Source organism: Novosphingobium sp. SG751A (genome assembly GCF_013149295.1).
Lineage (GTDB): Bacteria > Pseudomonadota > Alphaproteobacteria > Sphingomonadales > Sphingomonadaceae > Novosphingobium.
This window is the reverse complement of the sequence record NZ_JABGCB010000012.1, coordinates 51173-74594: the sequence shown is the minus strand read 5'-3', so window position 1 is coordinate 74594 and position 23422 is coordinate 51173. Positions and strand designations below refer to the sequence as shown.

Sequence of the window (23422 nt, the reverse complement as noted above, 5' to 3'; positions counted from 1 at the left end):
TTTGCCTCCGGCGGGCAAAGGGCGGGGGCCCTTTGCAATCCCGTTAATGGAGTTGAGTTTTAGCACGGCTTAGCGGTTGGTTGCGATGGTTTCAGAGCCTGCGGCGCGGAGAGGTCATTCCTATCCGCGCCGCAGGCTTTATCATTTCAACGCCGCATCCGACACAAAACGCCGAACCAGTGGCGCAAGGAAGACAGTAACGGGAACGCGAGGGTTTAGACCCTCGCATTCATCCCTTCACTTCTTCCCCAACTCCCAAACCGGCTTCCCCGCGACCCATGTCTGCAACACCTTGGTCCGCCGGATCCTGTCCGGGCTATCGGTTGTGGGATCAACATCGACCAGTACGAAATCCGCCCGCCAGCCCGGCTTCAATTGTCCCAGCTTTGCCTCGGCCTGCCCGGCATAGGCCGCGCCCGTTGTATAGGCGGCCAGTGCCTGCGTGCGGGTCAGCTTTTCCTGCGGCTGCCATCCCCCGGCGGGCTGGCCATCGGCCCCTTCGCGGGTGATGGCGGCGGCGATGCCCGCAAAGGGGTCGGACACTTCGACCGGCGCGTCCGAGCCAAAGGCCAGACGCGCGCCCGCCCGCAGCATTGAGGCCCACGCATAGGCCCCGTTCAGCCGGTTTGGCCCCAGCCGCGCTTCGGCCATGGTCCGGTCGCTGGTCTGGTGGATGGGCTGCATACTGGCGATGATGCCGTTCTGGCCAAAGCGGGCGATGTCGGCCGGATCGACGATCTGGGCATGTTCGATGCGCCAGCGTCGGTCGCCCTGATAGGTCTGCGCCACATCCTCGATGGCCGAGAGCAGCGTGGCATTGGCCGCATCGCCGATCGCATGGACGGCCACTTGAAAGTGATCCATCGCTGCGCGGCTGATCAAATTCTTCAACTGCGTCTCGGTCAGAAATGGCAGGCCGGTGGTCGCCGCATCGGCATAGGGTGCCTTGAGCCATGCCCCCCGCGACCCCAGCGCGCCATCGAGATAGAGCTTGACCCCATTCAACCGCAGCCGGTCCTCATAGAGCCATGGTGTCGGCCCCGGCCCGCCGATCAGCACCGTGTTGGCGATGCCGTCGCCATAGGCCATGACGCGCATCGTCAACCGGCCATAATCGCCCGCGCGGCGCATCGCCTGCCAATCCTCGATGGACGTGCCCATATCCGCAGCCGCCGTCACCCCGCGCGAGAGGAAAAGCTCCTGCGCCTTGGCCAGCGCGGCATCGCGGTCTTCCGGACGCGGGGGAGGCACGATCTTGCTCACCAGCGCCATTGCCCCATCGACCAGCACGCCGGCGGGCGCCCCCAAAGCGACGGGGGGCGCCGGAGCTTTCCCCGCCGCTTTGCCTGCGACCTTGCTCACCACCCTTGGCGCGGGCAGGCGTTCGATCCGTCCGCCGCTGGGGTCTTTCGTGGCCGCCGTCACGCCAGCGGCGGCAAGAGCCTTGGAATTGGCCCAGCCCGCATGGCCGTCGACCCGCTCCAGCCAGACCGGGCGATCATCCACCGCCACATCCAGTTCCGCCGCCGTGGGGAAACGGCCCAATTGCCACAATTCCTGATTCCACCCGCGCCCGATGATCCACGGGCGGCCGGGAAATTGCGCGGCATAGGCGCGGATCTTGCCCTGCGCCTGCGCCAGCGAGGTGGTGTCCGACAGGTCAAGCGTCAGTGCCGCCAGCCCCACGCCCATCACATGCGCATGGGCGTCGATCAATCCGGGCAGCAGCACCGCACCGCGCCCGTCGGCGGCGAAATCCAGCCTGGACGGGCGGGGATCATCCTCGTGCAGCAATTGCAGCACGCGGCCGTCGCGGTCTATGACGATGCCGTTGAAGCGCTCGACATTGCCCGCCGCGTTTAGCGTCAGGCCCCGGACATGATCGACCAGCGTATCGGCATAGGCCGACCCGGAGCACAGCAATCCCGCGATCAGCGCGGCAAAAGATAATCTCATCGAACCCCTCGTTTGGGCAGGCGGCGAAGAATGGCGCTGGTGTCCTGACGTCCGCCGCCCATGGCCTGAATATCGGCATAGAGCTGGTCGATCAGCGCGGCCACCGGGAAGGACAGGCCCAGCCCGCGCCCTTCATCCAGCGCCAGCCCCAGATCCTTGCGCATCCAGTCGATGGCAAAGCCGAAGTCGAACCGCTCCTGCGCCATCGTGTGCCAGCGGTTGTCCATCTGCCAGCTTTGCGCCGCGCCTCCGCTGATCGCCTCATAGACCTTGTCGAGATCAAGATGCTCGGCCTGTGCCAGACGGAAGGCTTCGGCAAGGGCCGCCGTAACGCCCGCCAGCGCGATTTGGTTGACCATCTTGGTGGCTTGGCCCGTGCCCGCCTTGCCGATATGCACGATGCGCCGCGCATAGGCACGCATCACCGGCGTTGCGGCCTCAACAGCATCGGCCCGCCCGCCGCACATCAGCGTCAGCGTGCCCGCCTCGGCGCCCGCCTGCGCCCCGGTCATCGGCGCATCGACGCAGCGGATTTCCTTGTCGCGCGCCTCCACCCCGATCTGCCGGGCGATGCGAGCCGACACGGTGGTGTGGTCGATAAACAATCCGCCCGGATGAAGCGTGGTAAACACGCCCTGCGGCCCCAGCACCACCTCGGCCAGATCGTCGTCATTGCCGACGCAGGTGATGACGACATCCGATCCTTCGGCGGCCTCGGCGGCATTGTTTGCCTCGCGTACCGCAATGTCGGGGTTGGCTTTTCGCCAATGCTCGATCCGTTTGGGCGTCCGGTTATACAGGGTCAGACTGTGTCCGGCATGGCCCAGATGGCGGGCGATCGGCCCCCCCATCACACCAAGTCCGATGACGGCAACGCGGCGAGGAGCAGAAGCAGGGTCGGTCATGAAGGCCGTATTAGCCGGTTTATGCGCGAAGGGAATAAGGGAAGTGTAGCGCGGCACGATAAAGGCGGGGGGTGAGGTAAAATCCTCGCATAATCGCGGTTTCTTGGGAAAGGTTTTTCCGCTAGGGGCGCAGGATTATGACTGAGGCAAACATCACGCAAATCGGCGCCACTGCGCCCCTGCTCACCATCGATGACATCCGCGCCGCCGCTGGGCGAATTGCGGGCCATGTGGTGCGCACCGACATGGACCATTCGCGGACCCTGTCGAAGATTTGCGGCTGCGAAGTCTATCTCAAGTTCGAAAACCTTCAATTTACCGCCGCCTACAAGGAACGCGGCGCGCTCAATGCCCTTTTGCATCTGACCCAGGAACAGCGCGACCGGGGCGTCATCGCCGCCAGCGCGGGCAATCATGCCCAGGGCCTGTCCTATCACGGCAGTCGCCTTGGCGTGCCCGTGACGATTGTCATGCCCAAGACCACGCCCACCGTGAAGGTCATGCAGACCGAGAGCGTGGGCGGCAAGGTCGTGCTGGAAGGCGAGACGTTTGACGAGGCCTATGCCTATGCGCGAGCCATGGAAAAGCAGTTGGGCCTGACTTTCGTCCATCCCTTCGACGATCCGCTGGTCGCCGCAGGGCAGGGCACCGTTGCGCTCGAAATGCTGGAGGATCAGCCTGATCTCGACATGCTGGTGATCCCGGTGGGCGGGGGCGGATTGTCCACCGGCATGGGCACGGCGGCGCGCGCGATCAAGCCGAGCATCGGTCTGATCGGGGTGGAGGCCGAGCTGTACCCTTCGATGTACAACCTGCTCAAGGGCACCAATTACCCCATCGGCGGCGACACGCTGGCCGAGGGCATTGCGGTGAAAGAGCCGGGCGAGTTTACCTCGAAGATGCTGGCGCAGCTGCTCGACGATTTCGTGCTGGTGTCGGAAAGCGAGCTGGAACACGCGCTCTGCCTGTTGCTCAACATCGAAAAGACGGTGGTTGAGGGCGCGGGCGCGGCGGGTCTGGCCGCGCTGATGGCCCATCGCCACCTGTTCAAGGGCAAGAAGGTGGGCATCGTCCTGTCGGGCGGCAACATTGACCAGCGCCTGCTGGCCAATGTGCTGCTGCGCGATCTGGCGCGTTCGGGCCGTCTGGCGCGTTTGAAGCTGACGCTTCAGGATCGCCCCGGCGCTTTGTTCAAGGTGGTCGAGGAATTCAACCGCCATCAGGTCAATATCATCGAGGTCTATCACCAGCGCATCTTCACCCATCTGCCCGCCAAGGGGCTGACGGCGGACATCGAATGCGAGGCGCGCGACGGCGAACAGATCGACGCTTTGGTTAACGCCTTGCGCGCCAAGGGCTATGAGGTGGTGCAGGCTGAAGTAAGCTGAGGAAATCCACAGGGGGCCGGTTAACGCGGGTCCGGCCCCCTGTGTCTATATGGGGCAATGGATGAATTTGGCGCCTATTTGCGCCGAAATCACGGTTAAAACGCTTTGACGGCAGAAACCAGCGAGGCATAAAGTTGGCCAACGGCACGAGAGGGCCGACAAGCGGGATGCAACCCGCAAGGTTAATACGCAAAGCCCCTGAGCCAGCTTTAAGGATCGCAAAAACAGTGACCGCTCCCGTTCGCTTTCCTCGGTTTTTCGTAACGGCGCCCGCGCCTTGCCCCTATCTGGCGGGCCGAACCGAACGCAAGGTGTTCACCGAACTCAAAGGCCCCCATGCCGATGCTCTGAACGATGCGCTGGGCCGGATCGGTTTCCGCCGCAGCCAGACGGTGGCCTATCGCCCCTCTTGCGTGGATTGCGCCGCCTGCGTTTCGGTGCGCGTGGTCACGGGCGAATTCGTGCCCAATTCGGCGCAGAAGAAGAATCTTAAGCGCAACAGCGATCTGGTGGCCTCGGTTTGCCATCCATGGTCCACCGCCGAACAGTTCGCCTTGCTCCAGCGCTATCTTGCCGCACGCCACCCCGGCGGGGGCATGGCCACAATGGACGAGGTGGATTATGCGGATATGGTGGAACATACACCGGTCACCAGCTATGTGATCGAATATAGGGAGCCCTCGACCGGTTCTCAGCCGGGCCGTCTTGTGGGGGCCTGTCTGACGGATCGGCAGGGCGATGGGTTGTCGATGATCTATTCGTTCTATGACCCAGAACATGCGACACGGACCGGGCTTGGCAATTATATCATCCTTGATCACATCCGCAGGGCGGCCGGCGAGGGCATGCCCTACGTGTATCTCGGCTATTGGGTCGATGGGTCCGAGCGGATGCAGTATAAAGTCCGCTATCGCCCGTTGGAAAAGCTCGGGCGCGAAGGATGGATGCGCCTGTCCGATGAAGAGCAGGACGCCCTTATCCGCAACACTGCCGGGCGTGGCGGGGCCGAACGGGGCGCTGTTGCCGAACCGACCGGCGCTGGATTGCGCGATTCATCCGGGGCCGATGCGGGCAAATTCATCGAGCGCGATCCGCAGGATTTATGGGGCCGCGGCAACCGCTTCTAAAGCCGAATGGCTGAATGGAGCCGCGCTGGCGCTGGCGTTGACAGGCGCTCTGGCGGGTGCGCCTCTGGCCGCGCAGCAGCGCCAGACCGACGATGACCTGCGCGCACTGATCCCAGATTCTGCGCTCGGCGACCCGGAAGGCTGGGCCAAGACACAGGCGGCGAAAAAGCAGGCGGCGAAACCGGCTGCCTCTGCCGCGCCTGCCGCCTCGACCGCCGCGCCTTTGGCCGATCTGAGTGTGCTGATTCCCGATTCGCCGATGAATGAAATCGCCGGGCTAGACCTGCCCTGGCCCGAACCGGGCAAGGAAGAGGCGACGATCCCGATCCCCCCCGCTTTGGCCGCGCAGGAGGATGGCGAAACGCTGGCCGCCGCGATGGAGCGCGTGCCCCCGCCGGGCGCCACACGCACGGCCGCGCGCAATCCGGGGGCGGAGGGCGCCAAGGCGCAGGAGCGCGAGACTATACTGGCTTCGGGGCGGGCGCGGCTGGTCTGGCCCGCTGATTCGGCCGCCATGCCGGAGCGCGAAGCGTTCGAGCGCCGCTTCCGCGACCTGTCCGCGCTCCAAGGTCTGGGGCCGCATGATGCCGATGCGCTGGCCCAATTGGTGGTGCGCGGCAGCAGCGACCGCAAGCTGCTGGAAAAGCTGTTCAAGGTCTATGGCTATTACGATGGCGAGGTGACGCAATCGCTGATCGGGTCCGAGCCGGGAGCGGATGGCAACAGCGCTCCGCCCAGCGGGGTGCGCTTTGATATGGACCCGGGCGCGCGCTTTCATATTGGCGTGGTCACCACCGGGCGGCTGGATGAAACCGGCAAGGATTTCGACAAATTGCGCGCCGCTTTGGCGATCAAGACCGGCGATCCGCTCGATCAGGACACGATCAACGCGCGCACGACCGATCTGGCCAAGTTGCTGGGCGAGGCTGGCTATCCCTTTGCCAAGGTGCCTGCCGCCTCGCTGACCATCGACCATGCCAGCGATGAGGGCGATGTTGATGTGGCGGTCCAACCGGGCGGGCAATATCGTTACGGGGCGATCACATCGGCTCTGCCCCGCGTGATGTCGCCCAATCATCTGGGCGATATTGCCCGCTTCAAGCCGGGGCAGGTGTGGAACCAGAAGGACGTTGAAGACCTGCGCCGCGCGGTGCTGGCCACGGGTCTTGTCGCGGGGGTCAATGTCACCCCGCGCGAAACCACCCCGCCCAAGGATGGCCAGCCCGGCGTGGTGGCGCTGGACGTGGCGATGAGCAAGGCGCCGGTGCGCACGGTCGCAGGCGAAGTGGGCTATGACACCGGGCAGGGCGCGCGGGTTGGGGCAAGCTGGGAAAACCGCAATCTGTTCCCGCCCGAAGGCTCGCTGAAACTGCGCGGGGTGGTGGGCACGAATGAGCAATTGGCCGGGGCCACGTTCCGCCGTGCCAATTTCCTGGGCCGCGACCGGCAATTGACGGTTGACCTCTATGCCACCAACACCACGCTGACCTCCTATGCCGCGCGCAAGGTGGCCTTTGCCACCAGCTATGAACGGTTGACCAATCTGTTGTTTCAAAAGCCTTGGACATGGTCGATGGGGCTGGAGGTCGAGGCCTCGGAGGAGCGCGAGGGGGTGCCGAGCGGCGTGACCACCGGGCGCATCCTGTATATCACCACCGCGCTGCCGCTGCGTGCGGGGATCGACAGCACGGACAATCTGCTCGACCCGACAAAGGGGCATCGCGCCTCGCTGCGGATTTCGCCGGAACAGAGTTGGGCGCGCGAGACGCAGTCGCGCTATGCCCGCATTCAGGCGGACGCCAGCTTCTACCGCTCGCTGGACAAGGTGGTGCTGGCCACAAGGGTTCGGCTGGGCACGATGCCGGGGACCGATATTGATTATGTCGCGCCCTCGCGGCGCTTTTATGCGGGCGGCGGGGCCTCGATCCGGGGCTTTGGCTATAATCTTGTCGGCCCGCGCAACGCTCTGGGCGAACCCAAGGGTGGCCGCTCGCTCTATGAATTCTCGATCGAGGCGCGGTTGAACACGCGCTTCTTTGGCGGCGCGCTGCAACTGGTTCCCTTCCTCGATGCGGGCGGTGTCGAGGCCGGCACGGTGCCCAAATTCAACGACTGGCGCTATGGCGCGGGTCTGGGCATCCGCTATCGCACCGGCTTTGGTCCGATCCGTATTGACGTGGGCACCCCGCTCAATCCAAGGGCGGGGGACAGTCGGATCGGCGTCTATGTCGCGTTGGGGCAGGCATTCTGATGACGCAGGGGGCGGACATTCAGGATCAGGAACAGCCAAAGCAAGACGCGCCCCGCGCGCGTGGCGGGCTGGGTTGGCGTAAATATGCGCTGGGCTTGCCGCTGGGGATTGTGGGCGCGGCGGCGGCGTTGCTGGTGGGGCTGGATACGCCGGTCGGGCATCGGTTGATTGCCGATGTGATCGCGGCCAATGAACTGGACAATGGGCTGCGCGTCTCGATCGGGCGGATCGAAGGGTCGATTTATGGCCGGGCGCGGCTGTCGGGCATTGTGCTGCGCGATACGCGCGGCATTTTCCTGCGCGCGGGCGAGGGCGTGTTCGACTGGCGCCCGATCAACTGGTTCTCCTCGGGGCTGGATATTCGCGAGGTGGTGCTGCGCCGCGCCACGTTGCAGCGCGTGCCCGAATTTCGCGCCAGCGCGGCGGACGCCAAATTATGGCCCGATTTCGATGTGCGGCTCGACCGGGTGGCGCTGGAAAAGCTGGTGATCGCCAAGTCGGTGCTGGGGGCCGAGCGGCGGATTGATGCGCAGGGCAGCCTGCGCGTGGCCAAGGGCCTTGCCGCGATCCGGCTGGACGGGCGACTGGGGGGCGAGGATCGGCTCTCGCTGGTGCTGGACGCGCATAAGGCGGGTGACCGGTTCAACCTTTCGCTCGACTATAACGCCCCCAAGAATGGCCTGCTGGCCGCGCTGACCCGCAGCCGCGCCGCGCGCGAGGTCCGGGCGCAGGGCAAGGGCAGTTGGAAGGTCTGGTCAGGCTGGGTCAAGGCGCGGCAGGACGGGCATAATGCCGTTGCGGTGGATTTCGCCAATAGCGACGGCGCGGTCCGTTTCGACGGCAAATTGTGGAGCGATCCGGTGCTGCCCGAGGGTCTGCGCCATACGCTGGGCGGCGGGGTGGTCACGTTGGCGGGCAAGGGTGTGGTGGCGGATCGGCGCTTTACCGGCGATCTGTCGGCCCGCGCGGCCAATATCAGCGCGCAGGGTAAGGGCGTGCTGGATCTGAAACAGCAGAGTTTTGTCGATTGGGCGCTCCATCTCAAGGGCGGGCCGAGCCTCCCATTGGGCAAGGATGACGAATTCGCCGGGCTGACGGCGCAGGTGTTGATGAATGGCGCCTTTGCCGCCCCGCGCGCGCATATCGTCGCCCAGACCGTCCGCTGGCGCAGCCAGAAGACGGTGTTTGAGGGCATGACGGCCGATGGCACGTTGCGCCGGGAAGGTGCGCGCTGGGTGTTGCCGGTGCAATTGACCGCCGCGCAGATCCGCACGCAGGACGGCGCTTTCGACCCCGAATTGCACCATGTGCGCGCGGCGGGCACGCTGGCGCTCGACGGTATGCGCCTCAGCAGCCCCGATGTGGCGCTGGCGATCCCCCATGGCAGCGCTCGGGCCAGCCTGAACATCGATCTGGCGCGGGGCGATTGGGTGGTGCAGGGCAAGGCCGGGCTGCATGGCTGGCCGCTCTCGGTGGGGGCCGCCGATGCGCAGGGGCAGGTGCGGGTCAGCGGCGCACGCGGTGCGCCATGGCGCGTGAATGCCGATGTGACGGGCGCGATCCCGCAATTGAGCAGCCATACGCTGGAAAATCTGGCGGGCGGGGCCTTGCGCTTTGCCGGGCATGTCGATGTTGCGCAGGGTAATCATCTGGCCGTTACCCGCGGACGAATTGATGCGCCGTCTTTGCAGATGGTGCTGGAAGGCGGGCGCGACGGCGATGGCCGAATCGCGCTGAATGCGCGGGGACAGCAGGAGCGCTATGGCAGCTTTGCCGGTGAACTGAGCATAGGCGAGGACGGCCCGCGCGGTCAGGTCCGGTTGCAGGACCCGCTGCCCACACTGGGCGTCAAGGACGTGCTGGTGGTGCTGACGCCCGAGGCCGAAGCCTTGCGGATTGAGGCGCGGGGCAATTCGAACGTTGGCCCCTTTGTCGGGACGGCCGGGTTGATCATCCCCAAGGGTGAAGGGCGGTCAAGGCTGGAATTGCGCGATTTCCTGCTGTCCAGCACGCATGTCACCGGCTCGGTGATGCTTGATGACGATGGGGCGGACGGGCATCTGGCGGTGTCGGGCGGCGGGGTGTCGGGGCTGATCGCTCTGGCCCCGCGCGGAGGCGGACAGAGCGTGGATGCCGCCGTTGAGGCGCGCAATGCTCATTTCGAGGGCGACCGCCCGCTGACCATCGCTGCCGGGCGGCTCAAGGTCAGCGGCCAGTTGCTCAAGCAGCATACGACCTTGTCGGCGGATCTGTTTGCCCAGGGCATCGGCAAGGGCAAGCTGTTCATCGGGCGGCTGGGGCTGGCCGCGCGGCTTAACGACGGCAATGGCACGATCAACGCCACGATGGGCGGGCGCAAGGGCAGCCGGTTCGACCTTCAGGTGAGCAGCGATATCGCGCCGGGCAGGGTCTCGCTGCTGGCCGGAGGCAGCTTTGCCGGGCAGAAGATCGCCATGCCGCGCCGTGCGACATTCACTGTGGAAAGCCGCGATGGCGCGCCGGGCGTGTGGCGTCTGGCGCCCAGCCAGATCGACTTTGGCGGCGGGCGCGTGGTGGCGCAGGGGCTGATCGGCAATGGTTCGACCGAGCTGGACCTTGGGCTGGTGTCGATGCCGCTGTCGCTGGCCGATGTTGTGGTGCCTGATATTGGCCTTGGCGGCAAAGTGTCGGGCAAGTTGACCTATGTGCAGCGGCGCGAGGCCTTGCCCGAGGGCGAGGCGCGGGTGATCGTCAAGGGGTTGACGCGTTCGGGGCTGATGCTGACCTCGCGGCCGGTCGATGTGGCGGTGGTGACACGGCTGGGCGCGCGGGCGCTCGATCTTCGTGCGGTGGCCAGCGAGGGCGGCGCGGCACGCGGGCGTTTGCAGGCGCGGATCGACCAGTTGTCCGATACGGGCGGGGTCAGCGAAAGGCTGGGCGCGGGACGTTTGGCGGCGCAGATGCGCTATGCCGGGCCTGCGGACGCCTTGTGGCGCTTGATGGCGCTGGATGCGTTTGACCTGTCCGGCCCGGTGGAGATCGCGGCGGATATGAGCGGGACGCTTGATGATCCCAGTATCCGAGGATCGCTGGCGGGCAAGGGGATGCGGTTGCAGAGCGCGGCCTCGGGCACCGATATTACCAATGTCGATGTCAAAGGCGATTTCGACGGCTCGGCGCTCAGCCTTGGCACCCTGTCGGGCGTGGCGCCGGGCGGCGGGCTGGTGACGGGCAGCGGGCGGGTCGATTTCGCTCAGATGGGGCCGGGACGCGGGCCGTCCATCGACGTGGCGCTGGCCGCGCGGCGGGCGCAACTGATTTCGCGGCCCGATATGGCGTTGAGCGCGACCGGGCCGATCCGCATCATTTCCGACGGTATGACGGGCACAATCGCGGGGCGGCTGAACATCGATGCGGCGCGCTGGCGACTGGGACAGGCCAGTTCGGCGGCCGATCTGCCCAATCTGCCCACGCGCGAGATCAACCGGCGGGCCGATATTGCCCCGGCCACCGAGCGCAACATGCCATGGCGGTTGATGGTGGACGCCTCAGGTGGGAATATTCGCCTGTCCGGGCTGGGCCTGAACAGTTTGTGGAATGCCGATCTGAAATTGCGCGGGGCCTTGCAGGAACCCTCCATCAATGGGGCGGCCACGCTGGTCGAGGGCAGTTATGACTTTGCCAGCAAACATTTCGACCTGACGCGCGGACGGATCAGCTTTGACGGATCGACCCCGGTGGACCCGAGGCTGGATATGGCCGCGACCGCCACGGTCAACAATCTGACCGCGACGGTGACGGTGCGGGGCACCTCTTTGCGGCCGGAAATCGCCTTTTCCTCGGTGCCTGCTTTGCCGGAGGAGGAATTGCTTTCGCGCATCCTGTTCGGCGATTCGATCACGCAGATTTCGGCGCCCGAGGCGCTGCAACTAGGGGCGGCGCTGGCCGCGCTGCATGGCGGGGGCGGGCTGGACCCGATCAACAAGCTGCGCAGCGTCATTGGGCTGGACCGGCTGCGGTTTGTGTCTGCCGATGCCACCATCGGGCGGCAGACGGGCGTGGCCGTGGGCAAATATCTGGGGCGGCATATCTATGCCGAGATCGTCACCGACGGGCGCGGCTATTCGGCCACCAATGTCGAGTTTCGTCTGACAAGCTGGCTGGCGTTGCTGGGGACGGTGGCGAGTACGGGACGGCAGAGTGTGAACGCGAAGGTTTCGAAGGATTATTGATTTTTGGGGAGGTTAAGGGGCCTCCGGCGGGCAAAGGGCGGGGGCCCTTTGCAATCCCTTTTTTGGTGTCGCGCTTTGGGTTCGGCCTTTTGTGTTTGGCGCAGTGTTCGGATGTTAAAGCCTGCGGCGCTGATAGACCGGCCTCTCCGCGCCGCAGGCTTTCATCCCTCCAACGACCACTTATAGAACCTCACACCACCCCCATTCATGGGATTGCAAAGGGACGAGTCCCTTTGCCCGCCGGAGGCAAAACCTAAACCTGAAACCTCAACAAAAAAGGCGCCCGGTTTCCCGGACGCCCTTCTTGTGCCTTGCAGCAGTCCTGAAGAAAATCAGGCGCTGTAGTACATGTCGAACTCGACGGCCGACGGCGTGGTTTCCCAGCGCAGCACTTCGGGCCACTTGAGTTCGAGGTAGGAGTCGATCTGGTCCTTGGTGAACACGCCGCCTTCGAGGAGGTAGTCGTAGTCAGCAGCCAGCGAGTCCAGAGCTTCGCGCAGCGAACCGCAGACGGTGGGGACTTCGGCCAGCTCTTCGGGCGGCAGATCGTACAGGTTCTTGTCCATGGCTTCGCCGGGGTGGATCTTGTTCTTGATACCGTCAAGACCAGCCATCAGCAGAGCGGCATAGCACAGGTAGGGGTTGGCCATCGCGTCGGGGAAGCGGAATTCCACGCGCTTTGCCTTGGTACCGGCGCCGTAGGGGATGCGGCACGAGGCCGAACGGTTACGGGCCGAGTAAGCCAGCAGAACGGGGGCTTCATAGCCCGGCACCAGACGCTTGTAGCTGTTGGTGGTCGGGTTGGTGAAGGCGTTCAGCGACTTGGCGTGCTTGATGACGCCGCCGATGAAGTACAGGCAGGTGTCCGACAGACCGGCGTAGCCGTTGCCGGCGAACGTGTTCGCACCCTTATCCCAGATCGAGATGTGGGTGTGCATGCCGCTGCCGTTGTCCTTCATGATAGGCTTGGGCATGAACGTGGCGGTCTTGCCATAGGCATTGGCGACCTGATGCACGACATACTTGTAAACCTGCATGCGGTCGGCGGTGGTCACCAGCGTACCGAAGGTCAGGCCCAGTTCGTGCTGCGCCGAGGCCACTTCGTGGTGGTGCTTGTCGCAGGGCAGGCCCATGTCGAGCATGGTCGAAACCATTTCGCCGCGGATGTCGACCAGGCTGTCGACGGGAGCCACGGGGAAATAGCCGCCCTTGGCGCGCGGACGGTGAGCGAGGTTGCCGCCTTCATACGACTTGTTCGAGTTGGTCGGCAGTTCGATGTCGTCGATCGAGAAGCCGTTGCCATTGTAGCCGTCGTAGAACTTCACGTCGTCAAACACGAAGAATTCGGCTTCGGGGCCGACATAGACGGTGTCGCCAAGGCCGGTCGACTGCACGAAACCTTCGGCGCGCTTGGCGGTCGAGCGGGGATCGCGGGCATAGAGTTCGCCGGTCGAGGGCTCAACGATGTCGCAGACCAGGATCAGCATCGGGGTGGCCGAGAACGGATCGACATAGACAGCGTCGAGGTCGGGCTTGAGGATCATGTCCGACTCGTTGATGGCCTTCCAGCCTTCGATCGACGAACCGTCGAACATCAGGCCGTCTTCCAGTTCGCTTTCACCCAGGACCGAGGCGACCATGGTGAGGTGCTGCCACTTGCCCTTGGGGTCGGTGAAGCGCAGGTCGACCCACTCGATTTCCTCATCCTTGATCCGCGCAAGGATGTCTGCTGCAGTTGCCATTCCGATAGTTCTCCGCATTATGGCCGGGGTCGACAGGTTCGAACCTCCGGCAAAGATTTCAAATTCAGGTCGTAAGGCGGCCCGCCCTCAATGCCTGTGCCCTGCGCCCGATCCCTGACGGGGCAGGGACGGGCAAGGGATCAGACCGCGTCGTTGTCGCGTTCGCCGGTGCGGATACGCAGGGCGTTGTCGACGGGGATCACGAAGATCTTGCCGTCGCCAATGCGGCCGGTCTGGGCAGCGCCTGCGATGGCTTCGACCACGCGCGCAGCCAGATCGTCGGCCACAACCACCTCAAGCTTTACCTTGGGCAGGAAATCGACGACATATTCTGCGCCGCGATACAGTTCGGTGTGACCCTTCTGGCGGCCAAAACCCTTGGCCTCGGTTACGGTGATACCGGACACGCCCACTTCGTGCAGCGCTTCCTTCACCTCATCCAGCTTAAACGGCTTGATGATCGCCTCGATCTTTTTCACGCCTGCACCATCCCTCATTGGCGGGGCCAGAGTGACCACCGCAGTGCGCACTTACGCCAGCATCCGGACCGCGAGGGCCGGACCTGATACGGTTGACGCTGGTAAGGATCTAACAAGATTCGTGCCAGAGTCGATTGGGAAGGGATAGGACAAAGGAAGCCTGAGGAAAACCTCTGAAATGCGGCTTTGTGCGAAAGATTTTCCGGAAAACCGGGGGTGCGCGGGCAGGATAATGACTCAAACTGCCAATTTCGCGATCATTTTTTAGGCAGTGCTGCCTACATTTTGAGCATGAACGCCCAAGGGGCTCTTTCGCGCCGGAAAGAGCCCCCAAATGAGATCAGAGCGCAAGCCCCGCCGTCTCGGGCAGGCCCGCCATCAAGTTGAGGCTCTGCACCGCCGCCCCGCTTGCGCCTTTGCCCAGATTGTCGAGCACGGCGACGAGGCGTGCCTGCGTACCATCCTCGCTGCCGAATACGTGGAGCGTGAGCGCATCGGAAGGCGCCATCGAGGCGCGCAGCAGCATTTCGGCGGGCACTCCCGCCTCGGCCACGCGCACGATCGCGCCATCGGCATAAAACGCGGCCAGCCCTTCGCGCAGCGCATCGACCGAAGCCGCGCCGGAGATCGCGGCCAGCGGCAGCGGCACCTCGACCCACATACCGCGATGGGCCGGAATCACGCTGGGGGCAAAGACCGGCGCATGGGCCAGCCCGGCATAGCGCGTCATTTCGGGTACATGCTTATGCCCCATGCCCAGACCATAGGCGCGAAAAGCGATGTCGCGGTCTTCTTCAAACCGCTCGATCAGAGCCTTGCCGCCGCCCGAATAGCCCGACACGGCATTGACCGTATAGGGCCAGTCGGCAGGCAGCAGTCCGGCGCGCACCAGCGGCGCGACCAGTGCGATAAAGCCGGTGGGATAGCAGCCCGGATTGGCGATCCGGTCCGCGCCCGCCACTGCTTCGCGTCCGACGATTTCGGGAAAGCCATAGGTCCAGCCCGGCGCTACGCGATGGGCGGTGCTGGCGTCGATGATGCGCACCTTGGACCCTTGCGCCATCTCGACCGCTTCGCGCGCGGCATCATCATGCAGGCACAGGATCGCGAAATCGGCGGCGTGCAGCGCTTCCTTGCGGGCGGCACTGTCCTTGCGGCGCGTGTCATCCAGAATGATCAGGTCGAATTCCGACCGACCGCCCAGCCGGTCGGCGATTTCCAGACCCGTGGTGCCTGCGGCACCATCGATGAACACGCTCAGGCTCATGCCAGTTTCTCCAGTTGATCGGCGGCGATATAGCCGACCATGCCGCCGGGAATCTCGCCCCAGGCATGGCCGCCCGCCAGATCGAGCACATCAAATTGCGCGCCCGCGTTCAGGCTGGCGATGGCCTCGCCCCCCGGAGCGCGCAAAACCTTGGTTTCGCCCATGGCGCGATGTGGCATGGGCACCACATAATGGGGCACAAACACCTGTCCGGCCAAGCGAATATGCGCAACATCGCCGCGCACCGGGACATGGGCCGGATCGGGTTTGGCCGCAGGGCCGCTCAACGCGAAAGAAGCGCCCAAAGCCGGAACCTGATTTTCAAACATAGACAAACTCGCCTGCCCCCCGGAACGGAAAGGCGCGCGCTTAGCCGGAAGGCGCGGTTTTCGCAAGTTTTGGGGGAAAATTCACCCAAACCGCGCCCGCACCATCGCCCACGCCGCGCGCAGGCCCAGCGCATCGCCGCCCTTGGGGCGTCCCGGCTTGGCGGTGGGGCGCCATGCAAACGTGTCGAAATGCGCCCAGTCGATGCCATCGCCCACAAAGCGGTCGAGGAAGAGCGCGGCCACGCTGGCCCCGGCAAAGCCGCCGGCAGGGGCGTTGTTCATGTCGGCAATGTCGGATTTGAGCCATTCGCGATAGCCGTCGTACAAGGGCAGTCGCCAGACCGGATCGTCCTGCGCCAGTCCGGCGTCCAGCAAAGCCTGCGCCGTATCGTCGGCCCTTGCAAACATCGCGGGCAGATCCGGCCCCAGCGCCACCCGCGCCGCGCCCGTCAGCGTGGCGAAATCGAGGATCAGATCGGGCTTGCCCTCGCTGGCCCGCGTCAGAGCGTCGCCAAGGATCAGGCGACCTTCGGCATCGGTATTGCCGATCTCCACCGAGATGCCCGCCCTGCTGCGCAGTACGTCGCCGGGGCGGAAAGACCCGCCCGACACCGCATTCTCCACCGCCGGGATCAGCAGATGCAGACGCACCTTCAGCCCGCTCTCCATCACCAGCCGCGCCAGCGCGAGGGCATGAGCCGCCCCGCCCATATCCTTCTTCATGATCAGCATCGCGCTGGACGGCTTGATATCCAGCCCGCCCGAATCGAAACACACGCCCTTGCCGACAATGGCCAGTCGAGGGGCCTTTTCATCGCCCCATTCGATCTCGATCATGCGCGGGGCGTGGGATCGTGCAGCGGCGCGGCCCACCATGTGGACCATCGGAAAATCATGCTCCAGCGCCTCGCCGCGCGTGACGCGGATCGTGGCGCGATGGGCCTTGGCGATCAATTCGGCCTCATGCTCCAATTCGGCAGGCCCCAGATGCTCGGCGGGCGTGTTGACCAGATCGCGCACCAACGCCACCGCCCCTGCCTCAGCCATAGCGGGCGCAATCGCCTTGACCTCGCCGGTCAGCAGGATGCGCGGTGCCTCGCTGTTGCCGTCCTGACGATAGCGGTCATAGCGATATTGCCCCAATGCCCAGCCGATGAAAGCGGCCCCCGCGCGGCATTTGCCGAAAGGTACGAGGCGATAGAGCCCGCCCGGCAGAACATCGCCCAGCTTGCCAAGGCACCAGCTTCCCAGCACCTCGACCTTGGCCACGCCCGCCGCCACGGCAAAGCCATCGCCATCGGGGATGATCGCATGGCCGCCCGCCTCGCCCTTGAACTTTTGTCCGGCCAGAGCGGCGCGCTGCGCGGCCGTGCGGGCTTTGAGCCATTCCTCGTAAGAAGCCTTGTCCACCAGATGGATGGGCGTTGCGGCCTGCTGGCGGTCGGGCTGGACCAGATCGGGCAGGGAAGGTTCGACGGCGGTGCTGTGGGTCTTGGACATACCCCCCTTATGGCCCCAAGCGGGGGGCGGCTTCAATCCAGATAATCATCCAGCTTGCATGGGGGCGAGGGGGCTTTATCCTCGGCCGTGAATGACATTTGGAGTTGGCAGATATGATGAAGGCACGGGTAATCTTGATGGCAGGCATGGTCCTGTCCTCGCCCCTGTTTTTGTCGGCCTGCGGCGGGGCGGGCGATGCGCCCTCGCAAAGCGCCAGTGCGGTCCCCAGCGCGGCCATCAACGCCACTCCCACCCATGCCGCCGCCCCGGCGCCTACGCCCGGCGAGGCGCGCAAGGTCAAGATCGCCAATGACTTCTTCGAATTCGACTATAGCTATCCTGCCACGGCGGCGGGCATCCCCGGCCTGAAAAGCTGGCTGGAGGCGGACATGGGCAAGCAGCAATCGCGGCTGGCCAAGGAGGCGCGGGCGGCGGCCAAGGAGGCCAAGAACGACAATTTCCCCTTCCGCCCATGGGCCAATGGCGTGGACTGGAAAGTGGTCACCGATCTGCCCGGCTGGCTCAGCCTTTCGGCAACGCTTTATGAAGATTCGGGCGGAGCCCATCCCAACCATGGCTATGCCGCGCTGCTCTGGGATAAAGGTGCGGAGCAGCAGCGCAAGGCCGAGGATCTGTTCATCGACAAGGCGGCGCTATCGGCGGCAATCCGCGAGCCGTTTTGCGCCGCGCTGGACAAAGAGCGGGCCAAGCGGCGTGGCGAACCGGTGGTGCGTTCGAACGAATGGCCCAACAATTGTATCGACCCGGCCGCCTCGACCGTCATTCTGGGCAGCAGCGACCGCGCGCATTTCAACCGCATCGGCATTCTGGTCGGCCCCTATGAGGCCGGCGCCTATGCCGAAGGGGATTATGAGATCACATTGCCGGTGGATGCGCGGGTGATGGCGGCGGTGCGCCCGGAATATCGCGCGGTGTTTGCGGCAGGCAAATAAGCACGGCCCCAAAATAAGTGCACCTCTGTCATTTTTCGCGCGCTTTGCTATATGGGACCCATGACACAATATCAGATCGTCGCTGATGGCGACACCGTGCTGCGCGACGGCACGATCAAGCTGCATGGCCCCGCCGGTTTTGAAGGGATGCGCCGCGCCGGTCGTCTGGCCGCCGAGATCCTCGACGCGCTGACCGATGTGGTCAAGCCGGGGGTGACGACGGGCGAAATCGACGACATCGTACGCCAGATGACGCTGGATGGCGGCGCGGTTCCCGCTACGCTGGGCTATCGCGGTTTTGCGCATAGCTGCTGCACCTCGATCAACCATGTGATCTGCCACGGCATCCCCGGCGACAAGGTGTTGAAGGACGGCGATATCGTCAATATTGACGTGACCCCGCTGCTCGACGGCTGGCATGGCGATTCCAGCCGGATGTATCTGGTGGGCGATGTGCCGTTAAAGGCGCGGCGTCTGGTCGATGTGACCTATGAATGTCTGATGATCGGCGTGGAAATGGCGCGTCCGGGCGTGCGCCTTGGCGACATTGGCCATGCGATCCAGCGCCATGCCGAGGCGCATCGTTACGGCGTGGTGCGCGATTTCTGCGGCCATGGCGTGGGCCGCCTGTTCCATGATTCGCCCGAGGTGGTGCATGTCGGCACGCCGGGCACCGGGCCGGAGCTGAAGCCGGGCATGTTTTTCACTATCGAGCCGATGATCAATCTGGGCAAGGCCGGGGTCAAGATGCTCGACGATGGCTGGACGGCGGTGACGCGCGACCGCTCGCTCTCGGCGCAGTTCGAGCATTCGATCGGCATCACCGAGGATGGCTGCGAAATCTTTACCCTCAGCCCCAAGGGTTTGCACAAGCCGCCTTATTGAGCGGTTTAACAAGGGGCGGTGCCAAATGGCGCCGCCTCTTTTTTACGCCAGCGCCTTGTAAATCGCAAAGGAACTGGTCGCCATCAGCACGATGCTGACCATGATGAGCAGATGTTTGGGCGCGATGCGCTTGGCAAACCAGGCGCCAAAGGGCGCGGCCAGCAGGCCGCCCACCAGCAACCCGCTGGTGACCGTGGTGAAGGCCGAAAAGCCCGAATTGTAGATGAAAGTTGCCGACACTGCGAAGGTCAGCACAAATTCGGCGGTGTTGACCGTGCCCACGGTCTTGCGCGGATCGGTGCCTTGCAACAGCAGGTTCGACGTCACCACCGGCCCCCAGCCGCCCCCGCCCGACGCATCGAGAAAACCGCCCACGAGGCCCAGCGGCATGGTGATGCGCGCCTCGTCATGCAGCTTTTCCGAAGGGTAGTGAAAGGCCTTGTAGAACAGGTAAAGCCCGATGGCGGCCAGATAAGCCATCACCAAAGGCCGAGCCACCGAGGCATCGACATGGGACAATACCGTCGCCCCCGCCACCCCGCCGATCACGCCGGGCACGGCAAGCCGCCCGAACAGTTTCCAGTCCACATTGCGATGCAGGATATGGCTGAGCCCCGAGGCGCCGGTGGTGAAGAACTCGACCAGATGCACCCCCGCGCTGGCCCGCGCGGGCGGCACGCCCATCGCGCTGACCAGCAGCGTGGAGGAGATCACGCCAAAGGCCATGCCCAGCGCGCCATCGACCAGTTGCGCGGCAAAACCGATGCCGATGTAGGGCAGAAGCGCTTCAAGGCTGAAAGAGGCGAGGCTGAGGGACACGAAAGGCTCTCTTCTGTCTGAAAGGCGCCCGGTTTGGCGCTGGGCTATATGGAAACCAGATTAGCGCAGGTCTTGCAGCAAAGAAATTCTATCGAAGTGGTGGAGATTGTGATTTCCAAGGAAAACCCCTCTTCCGGGCTTACCGAAAGAGGGGCCGTGGGGGCCGGAGGTGAGGGGATGGAACCGGCCCCTTAATTGTGAATTTATCAGAGATCGAAGCGGTCGGCTTCCATCACTTTGGTCCATGTTTTCGCGAAATCGGCAACGAATCGCTCCATCGCATCATCGGTGGCGTAATATTCGGCGATAGCCCGCAATTGCGCGTTCGAGCCGAAGATCAGGTCGGTGCGGCTGCCATGCAGAGCAGCCTCTCCGGTGACGCGATCATGGCCGGTGAAGCTGCCATCCTCATTCTGCTTCCACACCAGCGCCGTGGTCGCGCCCAGCAGGTTGCGGAAGAAGTCATTGGTCAGCACGCCGGGGCGATCCGTAAACACACCCAGCTTCGAACCCGCGCTATTTGCCTCCAGCACGCGCAATCCGCCCACCAGCACGGTCATTTCCGGCGCGGTCAGGCCGAGCAACTGCGCGCGGTCCACCAGCAATTCCTCCTCGGAACGCGCCAGTTCGCCCGAGCGGAAATTGCGGAAACCATCGACCTTCGGTTCCAGCACGGCAAAGCTCTCGGCATCGGTCTGTTCGGCCGTGGCGTCGGTGCGGCCCGGGTGGAAGGGGATCGAGAGCGCAACGCCTGCCGCCTTGGCCGCCGCCTCGACGGCAGCATCGCCGCCCATCACGATGAGGTCGGCAAGGCTGACCTTCTTGGGTGCATGGGCTGCGTCAAAGTCCGCCTTGATCGCGCCGTAAACCGTCAGCGCCTTGGCCAGTTCGGCCGGATCGTTCACCGCCCAGTCGCGCTGGGGCGCCAAGGCGATGCGCGCGCCATTGGCTCCGCCGCGCCGGTCCGATCCGCGATAGGTGCTGGCCGAGGCCCACGCCGTGGCCACCAGCCGCCCGATGGACAGGTCCGAACCCAGGATCGCGATTTTCAGCGCCGCCACATCGCCCGCGTCCACCAGCGGGTGATCGACCGTCGGCACCGGGTCCATCCAGATGCGCGGCTCGGCCGGAACCTCTGCGCCAACGTAGCGCACGATCGGCCCCATGTCGCGGTGGGTCAGCTTGAACCACGCCTCGGCAAAGGCCTTGGCCAGTTGGTCGGGGTTCTGATGGAAATTCTCGCTGATGGCGCGATAGGCCGGATCGGTGATGAGCGCGAGATCGCTGGTGAACATGATCGGGGCGTGGCGCTTTGCCGGATCATGCGCATCGGGCACGGTGCCTGCGCCCGCATCGCCCTTGGGCTTCCATTGATGCGCGCCCGCCGGGCTCTTGGTCAGTTCCCATTCGAAGCCGAAAAGCGTGTCGAAATAGCCATTGTCCCATTGGATCGGGTTGGGCGTCCATGCGCCTTCCAGACCGCTGGTGATGGCGTCGACGCCGCGTCCGGTGCCATGGCTGCTGATCCAGCCCAACCCTTGCGCGGTAATGTCGGCGGCTTCGGGATCGGGGCCGATGAGGGCTGCATCGCCCGCGCCATGCGCCTTGCCGAAAGTGTGGCCGCCCGCGATCAGCGCCACGGTTTCCACGTCATCCATCGCCATGCGGGCGAAAGTCTCGCGGATGTCGCGCGCCGAGGCCAGCGGATCGGGCGTGCCATTGGGCCCTTCCGGGTTCACATAAATGAGGCCCATCTGTACTGCGGCCAGCGGGCTTTCCAGTTCGCGGTCCCCCGAATAGCGTTCGTCATCCAGCCATTTGGCCTCGCGGCCCCAATAGACATCGTCTTCCGGCTCCCAGATGTCCTCGCGTCCGCCGCCGAAACCGACCGTGGGCAGGCCCATCGATTCCAGCGCGCAATTGCCGGTCAGGATCATCAGATCGCCCCAGCTCAGCGCTTCGCCATATTTCTGCTTGATCGGCCAGAGCAGCAGGCGCGCCTTGTCGAGGTTCACATTGTCGGGCCATGCGTTGAGCGGGGCAAAACGCTGATTGCCGGTCGAGGCGCCGCCGCGTCCATCGAACGTGCGATAGGTGCCCGCGCTGTGCCAGGCCATGCGAATGAAGAGCGGGCCGTAATGACCATAATCGGCGGGCCACCAATCCTGAGACCGGGTCATCAGAGCAAAGATGTCGGCCTTGACCGCGTTCAGGTCAAGCGCGGCGAAAGCCTTGGCATAATCGCTCCGGCCCTTGGGCGCGACCTTTTCGCTGTGCTGCGAGAGGACTTTCAGGTTCAGTCGGTTGGGCCACCACATATCATTGGTGAGCGCAGCCACAACGGCGGTGCGGCTGGCTTTTGCGTGAAACGGGCATTGGCTTTGGGCGTTCATGGTGCATCCCCTTTTGGTGTGCCGAATGGGTGAAGACTAATCCATGTTAATATGCCGGTGAAGCTGTCTCATCGGGACAGTGTGATCGGGTTTACCGATCATCGCGCGCAAGGCCGCTTGCCTGATCCGCGCAGGGGCCTTAAGGGCGCGCATCAGATTTCGCGCAGGCCGCGCCATGATGCAGGAGGAATTGCCCATGCCCACCAAGACCGAAACCCTGATGGCGCGCGGCAAGGCATTTCTGGGCAGTGAATATGCGATCCTGTGCGGCGCGATGAGCTGGGTTTCGGAGCGCAATCTGGTGTCGGCCATCAGCAATGCGGGCGGGTTTGGCGTGATTGCCTGCGGCGCGATGACGCCTGAACTGCTGGATGCGGAAATCGAGGCGACCAAGGCGCTGACCTCCAAGCCTTTCGGCGTGAACCTGATCACCATGCACCCCAAGCTGTTCGAGCTGATCGAGGTGTGCCATAAGCATGGTGTGACCCATGTCGTGCTGGCCGGGGGCATTCCGCCCAAGGGCAGCGTCGAGGCGATCAAGGCTTTCGGCGCCAAGGTGCTGGTGTTTGCTCCCACGCTGGCGCTGGCCAAGAAGCTGCTCCGCTCGGGCGCGGATGCGCTGGTGATCGAGGGGTCCGAGGCGGGCGGTCATATCGGGCCGGTGTCGACGTCTGTGCTGGCCCAGGAATTCCTGCCGGCGCTGGCCGAAGACCACCTTGTTTTCGTTGCGGGGGGCATTGGCCGGGGCGAGGCGATTGCCTCCTATCTGGAAATGGGCGCGGCGGGCGTGCAATTGGGCACCCGTTTTGCGGCGGCCGCTGAATCCATCGCCCATCCCGATTTCAAAAAGGCCTTCTTCCGCGCCGCCGCGCGCGAAGCTGTCGCCAGCGTGCAGGTCGATCCGCGCCTGCCGGTGATCCCGGTGCGCGCGCTGAAGAACAAGGGCACCGAAGAGTTCACCGCCAAGCAGCGCGAAGTGGCCGCCAAGCTGGATGCGGGCGAGGTGGACATGCATGACGCGCAATTGCTGATCGAGCGCTACTGGGCAGGGGCGCTGCGCCGCGCGGTGATTGATGGCGATGTTGAAAACGGCTCGCTGATGGCCGGGCAATCGGTGGGCATGGTCAGCAAGGAAGAGCCTGTGGCCCAGATCATGGAAGCGCTGATCGCGGAATGCGAAGCGGCGCTTAGCAAGCGTTAAGGGGGAATAAGCGCTA

The 23422-nt window shown here is 64.5% G+C and carries 16 protein-coding genes; 7 read left to right on the top strand and 9 right to left on the bottom strand.

All coding sequences use genetic code 11. The annotated features are described in order from the left end of the window. Positions 1–237 precede the first annotated feature (237 nt). Both FHW96_RS16765 and FHW96_RS16760 read right to left on the bottom strand, forming a co-directional pair. Positions 238–1956, bottom strand: a complete 1719-nt coding sequence (locus tag FHW96_RS16765) for an amidohydrolase (protein ID WP_172341724.1) — start codon at positions 1954–1956, stop codon at positions 238–240. Further along, on the bottom strand, positions 1953–2861 hold the full coding sequence (locus tag FHW96_RS16760) for an NAD(P)-dependent oxidoreductase (protein WP_172341723.1): 909 nt from the start codon (positions 2859–2861) through the stop codon (positions 1953–1955). The genes FHW96_RS16765 and FHW96_RS16760 overlap by 4 nt, the downstream gene beginning before the upstream one ends. A 137-nt stretch (positions 2862–2998) precedes the next feature. On the opposite strand from FHW96_RS16760, the gene FHW96_RS16755 reads away from it, so the two are divergent. From FHW96_RS16755 to FHW96_RS16740, 4 genes are all read left to right on the top strand, one after another. After that, complete coding sequence (locus FHW96_RS16755) at positions 2999–4249, top strand: threonine ammonia-lyase (protein ID WP_172341722.1); 1251 nt, start codon at positions 2999–3001, stop codon at positions 4247–4249. Positions 4250–4476: 227 nt separating this feature from the next. Further along, a complete protein-coding gene (locus FHW96_RS16750; RefSeq protein WP_172341721.1) occupies positions 4477–5376 on the top strand; it encodes an arginyltransferase in 900 nt (299 codons plus the stop codon). Then, positions 5315–7627, top strand: a complete 2313-nt coding sequence (locus tag FHW96_RS16745) for an autotransporter assembly complex family protein (protein WP_172341720.1) — start codon at positions 5315–5317, stop codon at positions 7625–7627. The genes FHW96_RS16750 and FHW96_RS16745 overlap by 62 nt, the downstream gene beginning before the upstream one ends. Then, positions 7627–11838, top strand: coding sequence for a translocation/assembly module TamB domain-containing protein (locus FHW96_RS16740; protein WP_172341719.1), 4212 nt, complete (start codon positions 7627–7629; stop codon positions 11836–11838). The genes FHW96_RS16745 and FHW96_RS16740 overlap by 1 nt, the downstream gene beginning before the upstream one ends. Positions 11839–12170: 332 nt before the next feature. On the opposite strand, the gene glnA is transcribed toward FHW96_RS16740, so the two are convergent. From glnA to FHW96_RS16715, 5 genes are all read right to left on the bottom strand, one after another. After that, positions 12171–13580, bottom strand: coding sequence for a type I glutamate--ammonia ligase (gene glnA, locus FHW96_RS16735; RefSeq protein WP_172341718.1), 1410 nt, complete (start codon positions 13578–13580; stop codon positions 12171–12173). A gap of 140 nt (positions 13581–13720) precedes the next feature. Next, positions 13721–14059, bottom strand: a complete 339-nt coding sequence (locus tag FHW96_RS16730; RefSeq protein WP_168605132.1) for a P-II family nitrogen regulator — start codon at positions 14057–14059, stop codon at positions 13721–13723. Positions 14060–14399: 340 nt separating this feature from the next. Continuing rightward, entirely contained in the window at positions 14400–15326 is a 927-nt protein-coding gene (gene argC / locus FHW96_RS16725) for an N-acetyl-gamma-glutamyl-phosphate reductase (RefSeq protein ID WP_172341717.1), read from the bottom strand. Next, positions 15323–15655: an SH3 domain-containing protein gene (locus FHW96_RS16720; protein ID WP_172341716.1), complete on the bottom strand. Its 333-nt coding sequence runs from the start codon at positions 15653–15655 to the stop codon at positions 15323–15325. The genes argC and FHW96_RS16720 overlap by 4 nt, the downstream gene beginning before the upstream one ends. A gap of 81 nt (positions 15656–15736) precedes the next feature. Next, the gene (locus FHW96_RS16715) at positions 15737–17155 is read right to left on the bottom strand and encodes a M17 family metallopeptidase (protein ID WP_172341715.1); all 1419 of its coding nucleotides are present in this window, start codon (positions 17153–17155) and stop codon (positions 15737–15739) included. A 137-nt stretch (positions 17156–17292) separates the two neighbouring features. Between FHW96_RS16715 and FHW96_RS16710 the strand changes: the two genes are divergently transcribed. Together FHW96_RS16710 and map are read left to right on the top strand one after the other, a co-directional pair. Beyond that, complete coding sequence (locus tag FHW96_RS16710) at positions 17293–18108, top strand: DUF4163 domain-containing protein (protein WP_253951026.1); 816 nt, start codon at positions 17293–17295, stop codon at positions 18106–18108. A gap of 60 nt (positions 18109–18168) precedes the next feature. Further along, a complete protein-coding gene (gene map / locus FHW96_RS16705) occupies positions 18169–18993 on the top strand; it encodes a type I methionyl aminopeptidase (protein WP_172341714.1) in 825 nt (274 codons plus the stop codon). A gap of 42 nt (positions 18994–19035) precedes the next feature. On the opposite strand, the gene FHW96_RS16700 is transcribed toward map, so the two are convergent. Together FHW96_RS16700 and katG are read right to left on the bottom strand one after the other, a co-directional pair. Further along, on the bottom strand, positions 19036–19812 hold the full coding sequence (locus FHW96_RS16700; protein ID WP_343059051.1) for a sulfite exporter TauE/SafE family protein: 777 nt from the start codon (positions 19810–19812) through the stop codon (positions 19036–19038). 206 nt (positions 19813–20018) lie between these two features. Continuing rightward, entirely contained in the window at positions 20019–22205 is a 2187-nt protein-coding gene (gene katG / locus FHW96_RS16695) for a catalase/peroxidase HPI (RefSeq protein WP_172341713.1), read from the bottom strand. Between the two features lie 196 nt (positions 22206–22401). Here katG and FHW96_RS16690 point away from each other — a divergent pair, with 196 nt between their 5' ends. Beyond that, a complete protein-coding gene (locus tag FHW96_RS16690; protein ID WP_253951025.1) occupies positions 22402–23406 on the top strand; it encodes a nitronate monooxygenase family protein in 1005 nt (334 codons plus the stop codon). Positions 23407–23422: the final 16 nt, after the last annotated feature.

Excerpts from the sequence above, each read along its gene's own strand:
- FHW96_RS16745 (WP_172341720.1), top strand. The coding sequence starts at position 5,315 with ATGCGGGCAAATTCATCGAGCGCGATCCGCAGGATTTATGGGGCCGCG.
- argC (WP_172341717.1), bottom strand. The coding sequence starts at position 15,326 with ATGAGCCTGAGCGTGTTCATCGATGGTGCCGCAGGCACCACGGGTCTG.
- glnA (WP_172341718.1), bottom strand. The coding sequence starts at position 13,580 with ATGGCAACTGCAGCAGACATCCTTGCGCGGATCAAGGATGAGGAAATC.
- FHW96_RS16710 (WP_253951026.1), top strand. The coding sequence starts at position 17,293 with ATGGCAGGCATGGTCCTGTCCTCGCCCCTGTTTTTGTCGGCCTGCGGC.
- FHW96_RS16690 (WP_253951025.1), top strand. The coding sequence starts at position 22,402 with ATGCCCACCAAGACCGAAACCCTGATGGCGCGCGGCAAGGCATTTCTG.
- FHW96_RS16740 (WP_172341719.1), top strand. The coding sequence starts at position 7,627 with ATGACGCAGGGGGCGGACATTCAGGATCAGGAACAGCCAAAGCAAGAC.
- FHW96_RS16755 (WP_172341722.1), top strand. The coding sequence starts at position 2,999 with ATGACTGAGGCAAACATCACGCAAATCGGCGCCACTGCGCCCCTGCTC.
- FHW96_RS16720 (WP_172341716.1), bottom strand. The coding sequence starts at position 15,655 with ATGTTTGAAAATCAGGTTCCGGCTTTGGGCGCTTCTTTCGCGTTGAGC.
- map (WP_172341714.1), top strand. The coding sequence starts at position 18,169 with ATGACACAATATCAGATCGTCGCTGATGGCGACACCGTGCTGCGCGAC.
- FHW96_RS16760 (WP_172341723.1), bottom strand. The coding sequence starts at position 2,861 with ATGACCGACCCTGCTTCTGCTCCTCGCCGCGTTGCCGTCATCGGACTT.
- FHW96_RS16715 (WP_172341715.1), bottom strand. The coding sequence starts at position 17,155 with ATGTCCAAGACCCACAGCACCGCCGTCGAACCTTCCCTGCCCGATCTG.
- katG (WP_172341713.1), bottom strand. The coding sequence starts at position 22,205 with ATGAACGCCCAAAGCCAATGCCCGTTTCACGCAAAAGCCAGCCGCACC.
- FHW96_RS16765 (WP_172341724.1), bottom strand. The coding sequence starts at position 1,956 with ATGAGATTATCTTTTGCCGCGCTGATCGCGGGATTGCTGTGCTCCGGG.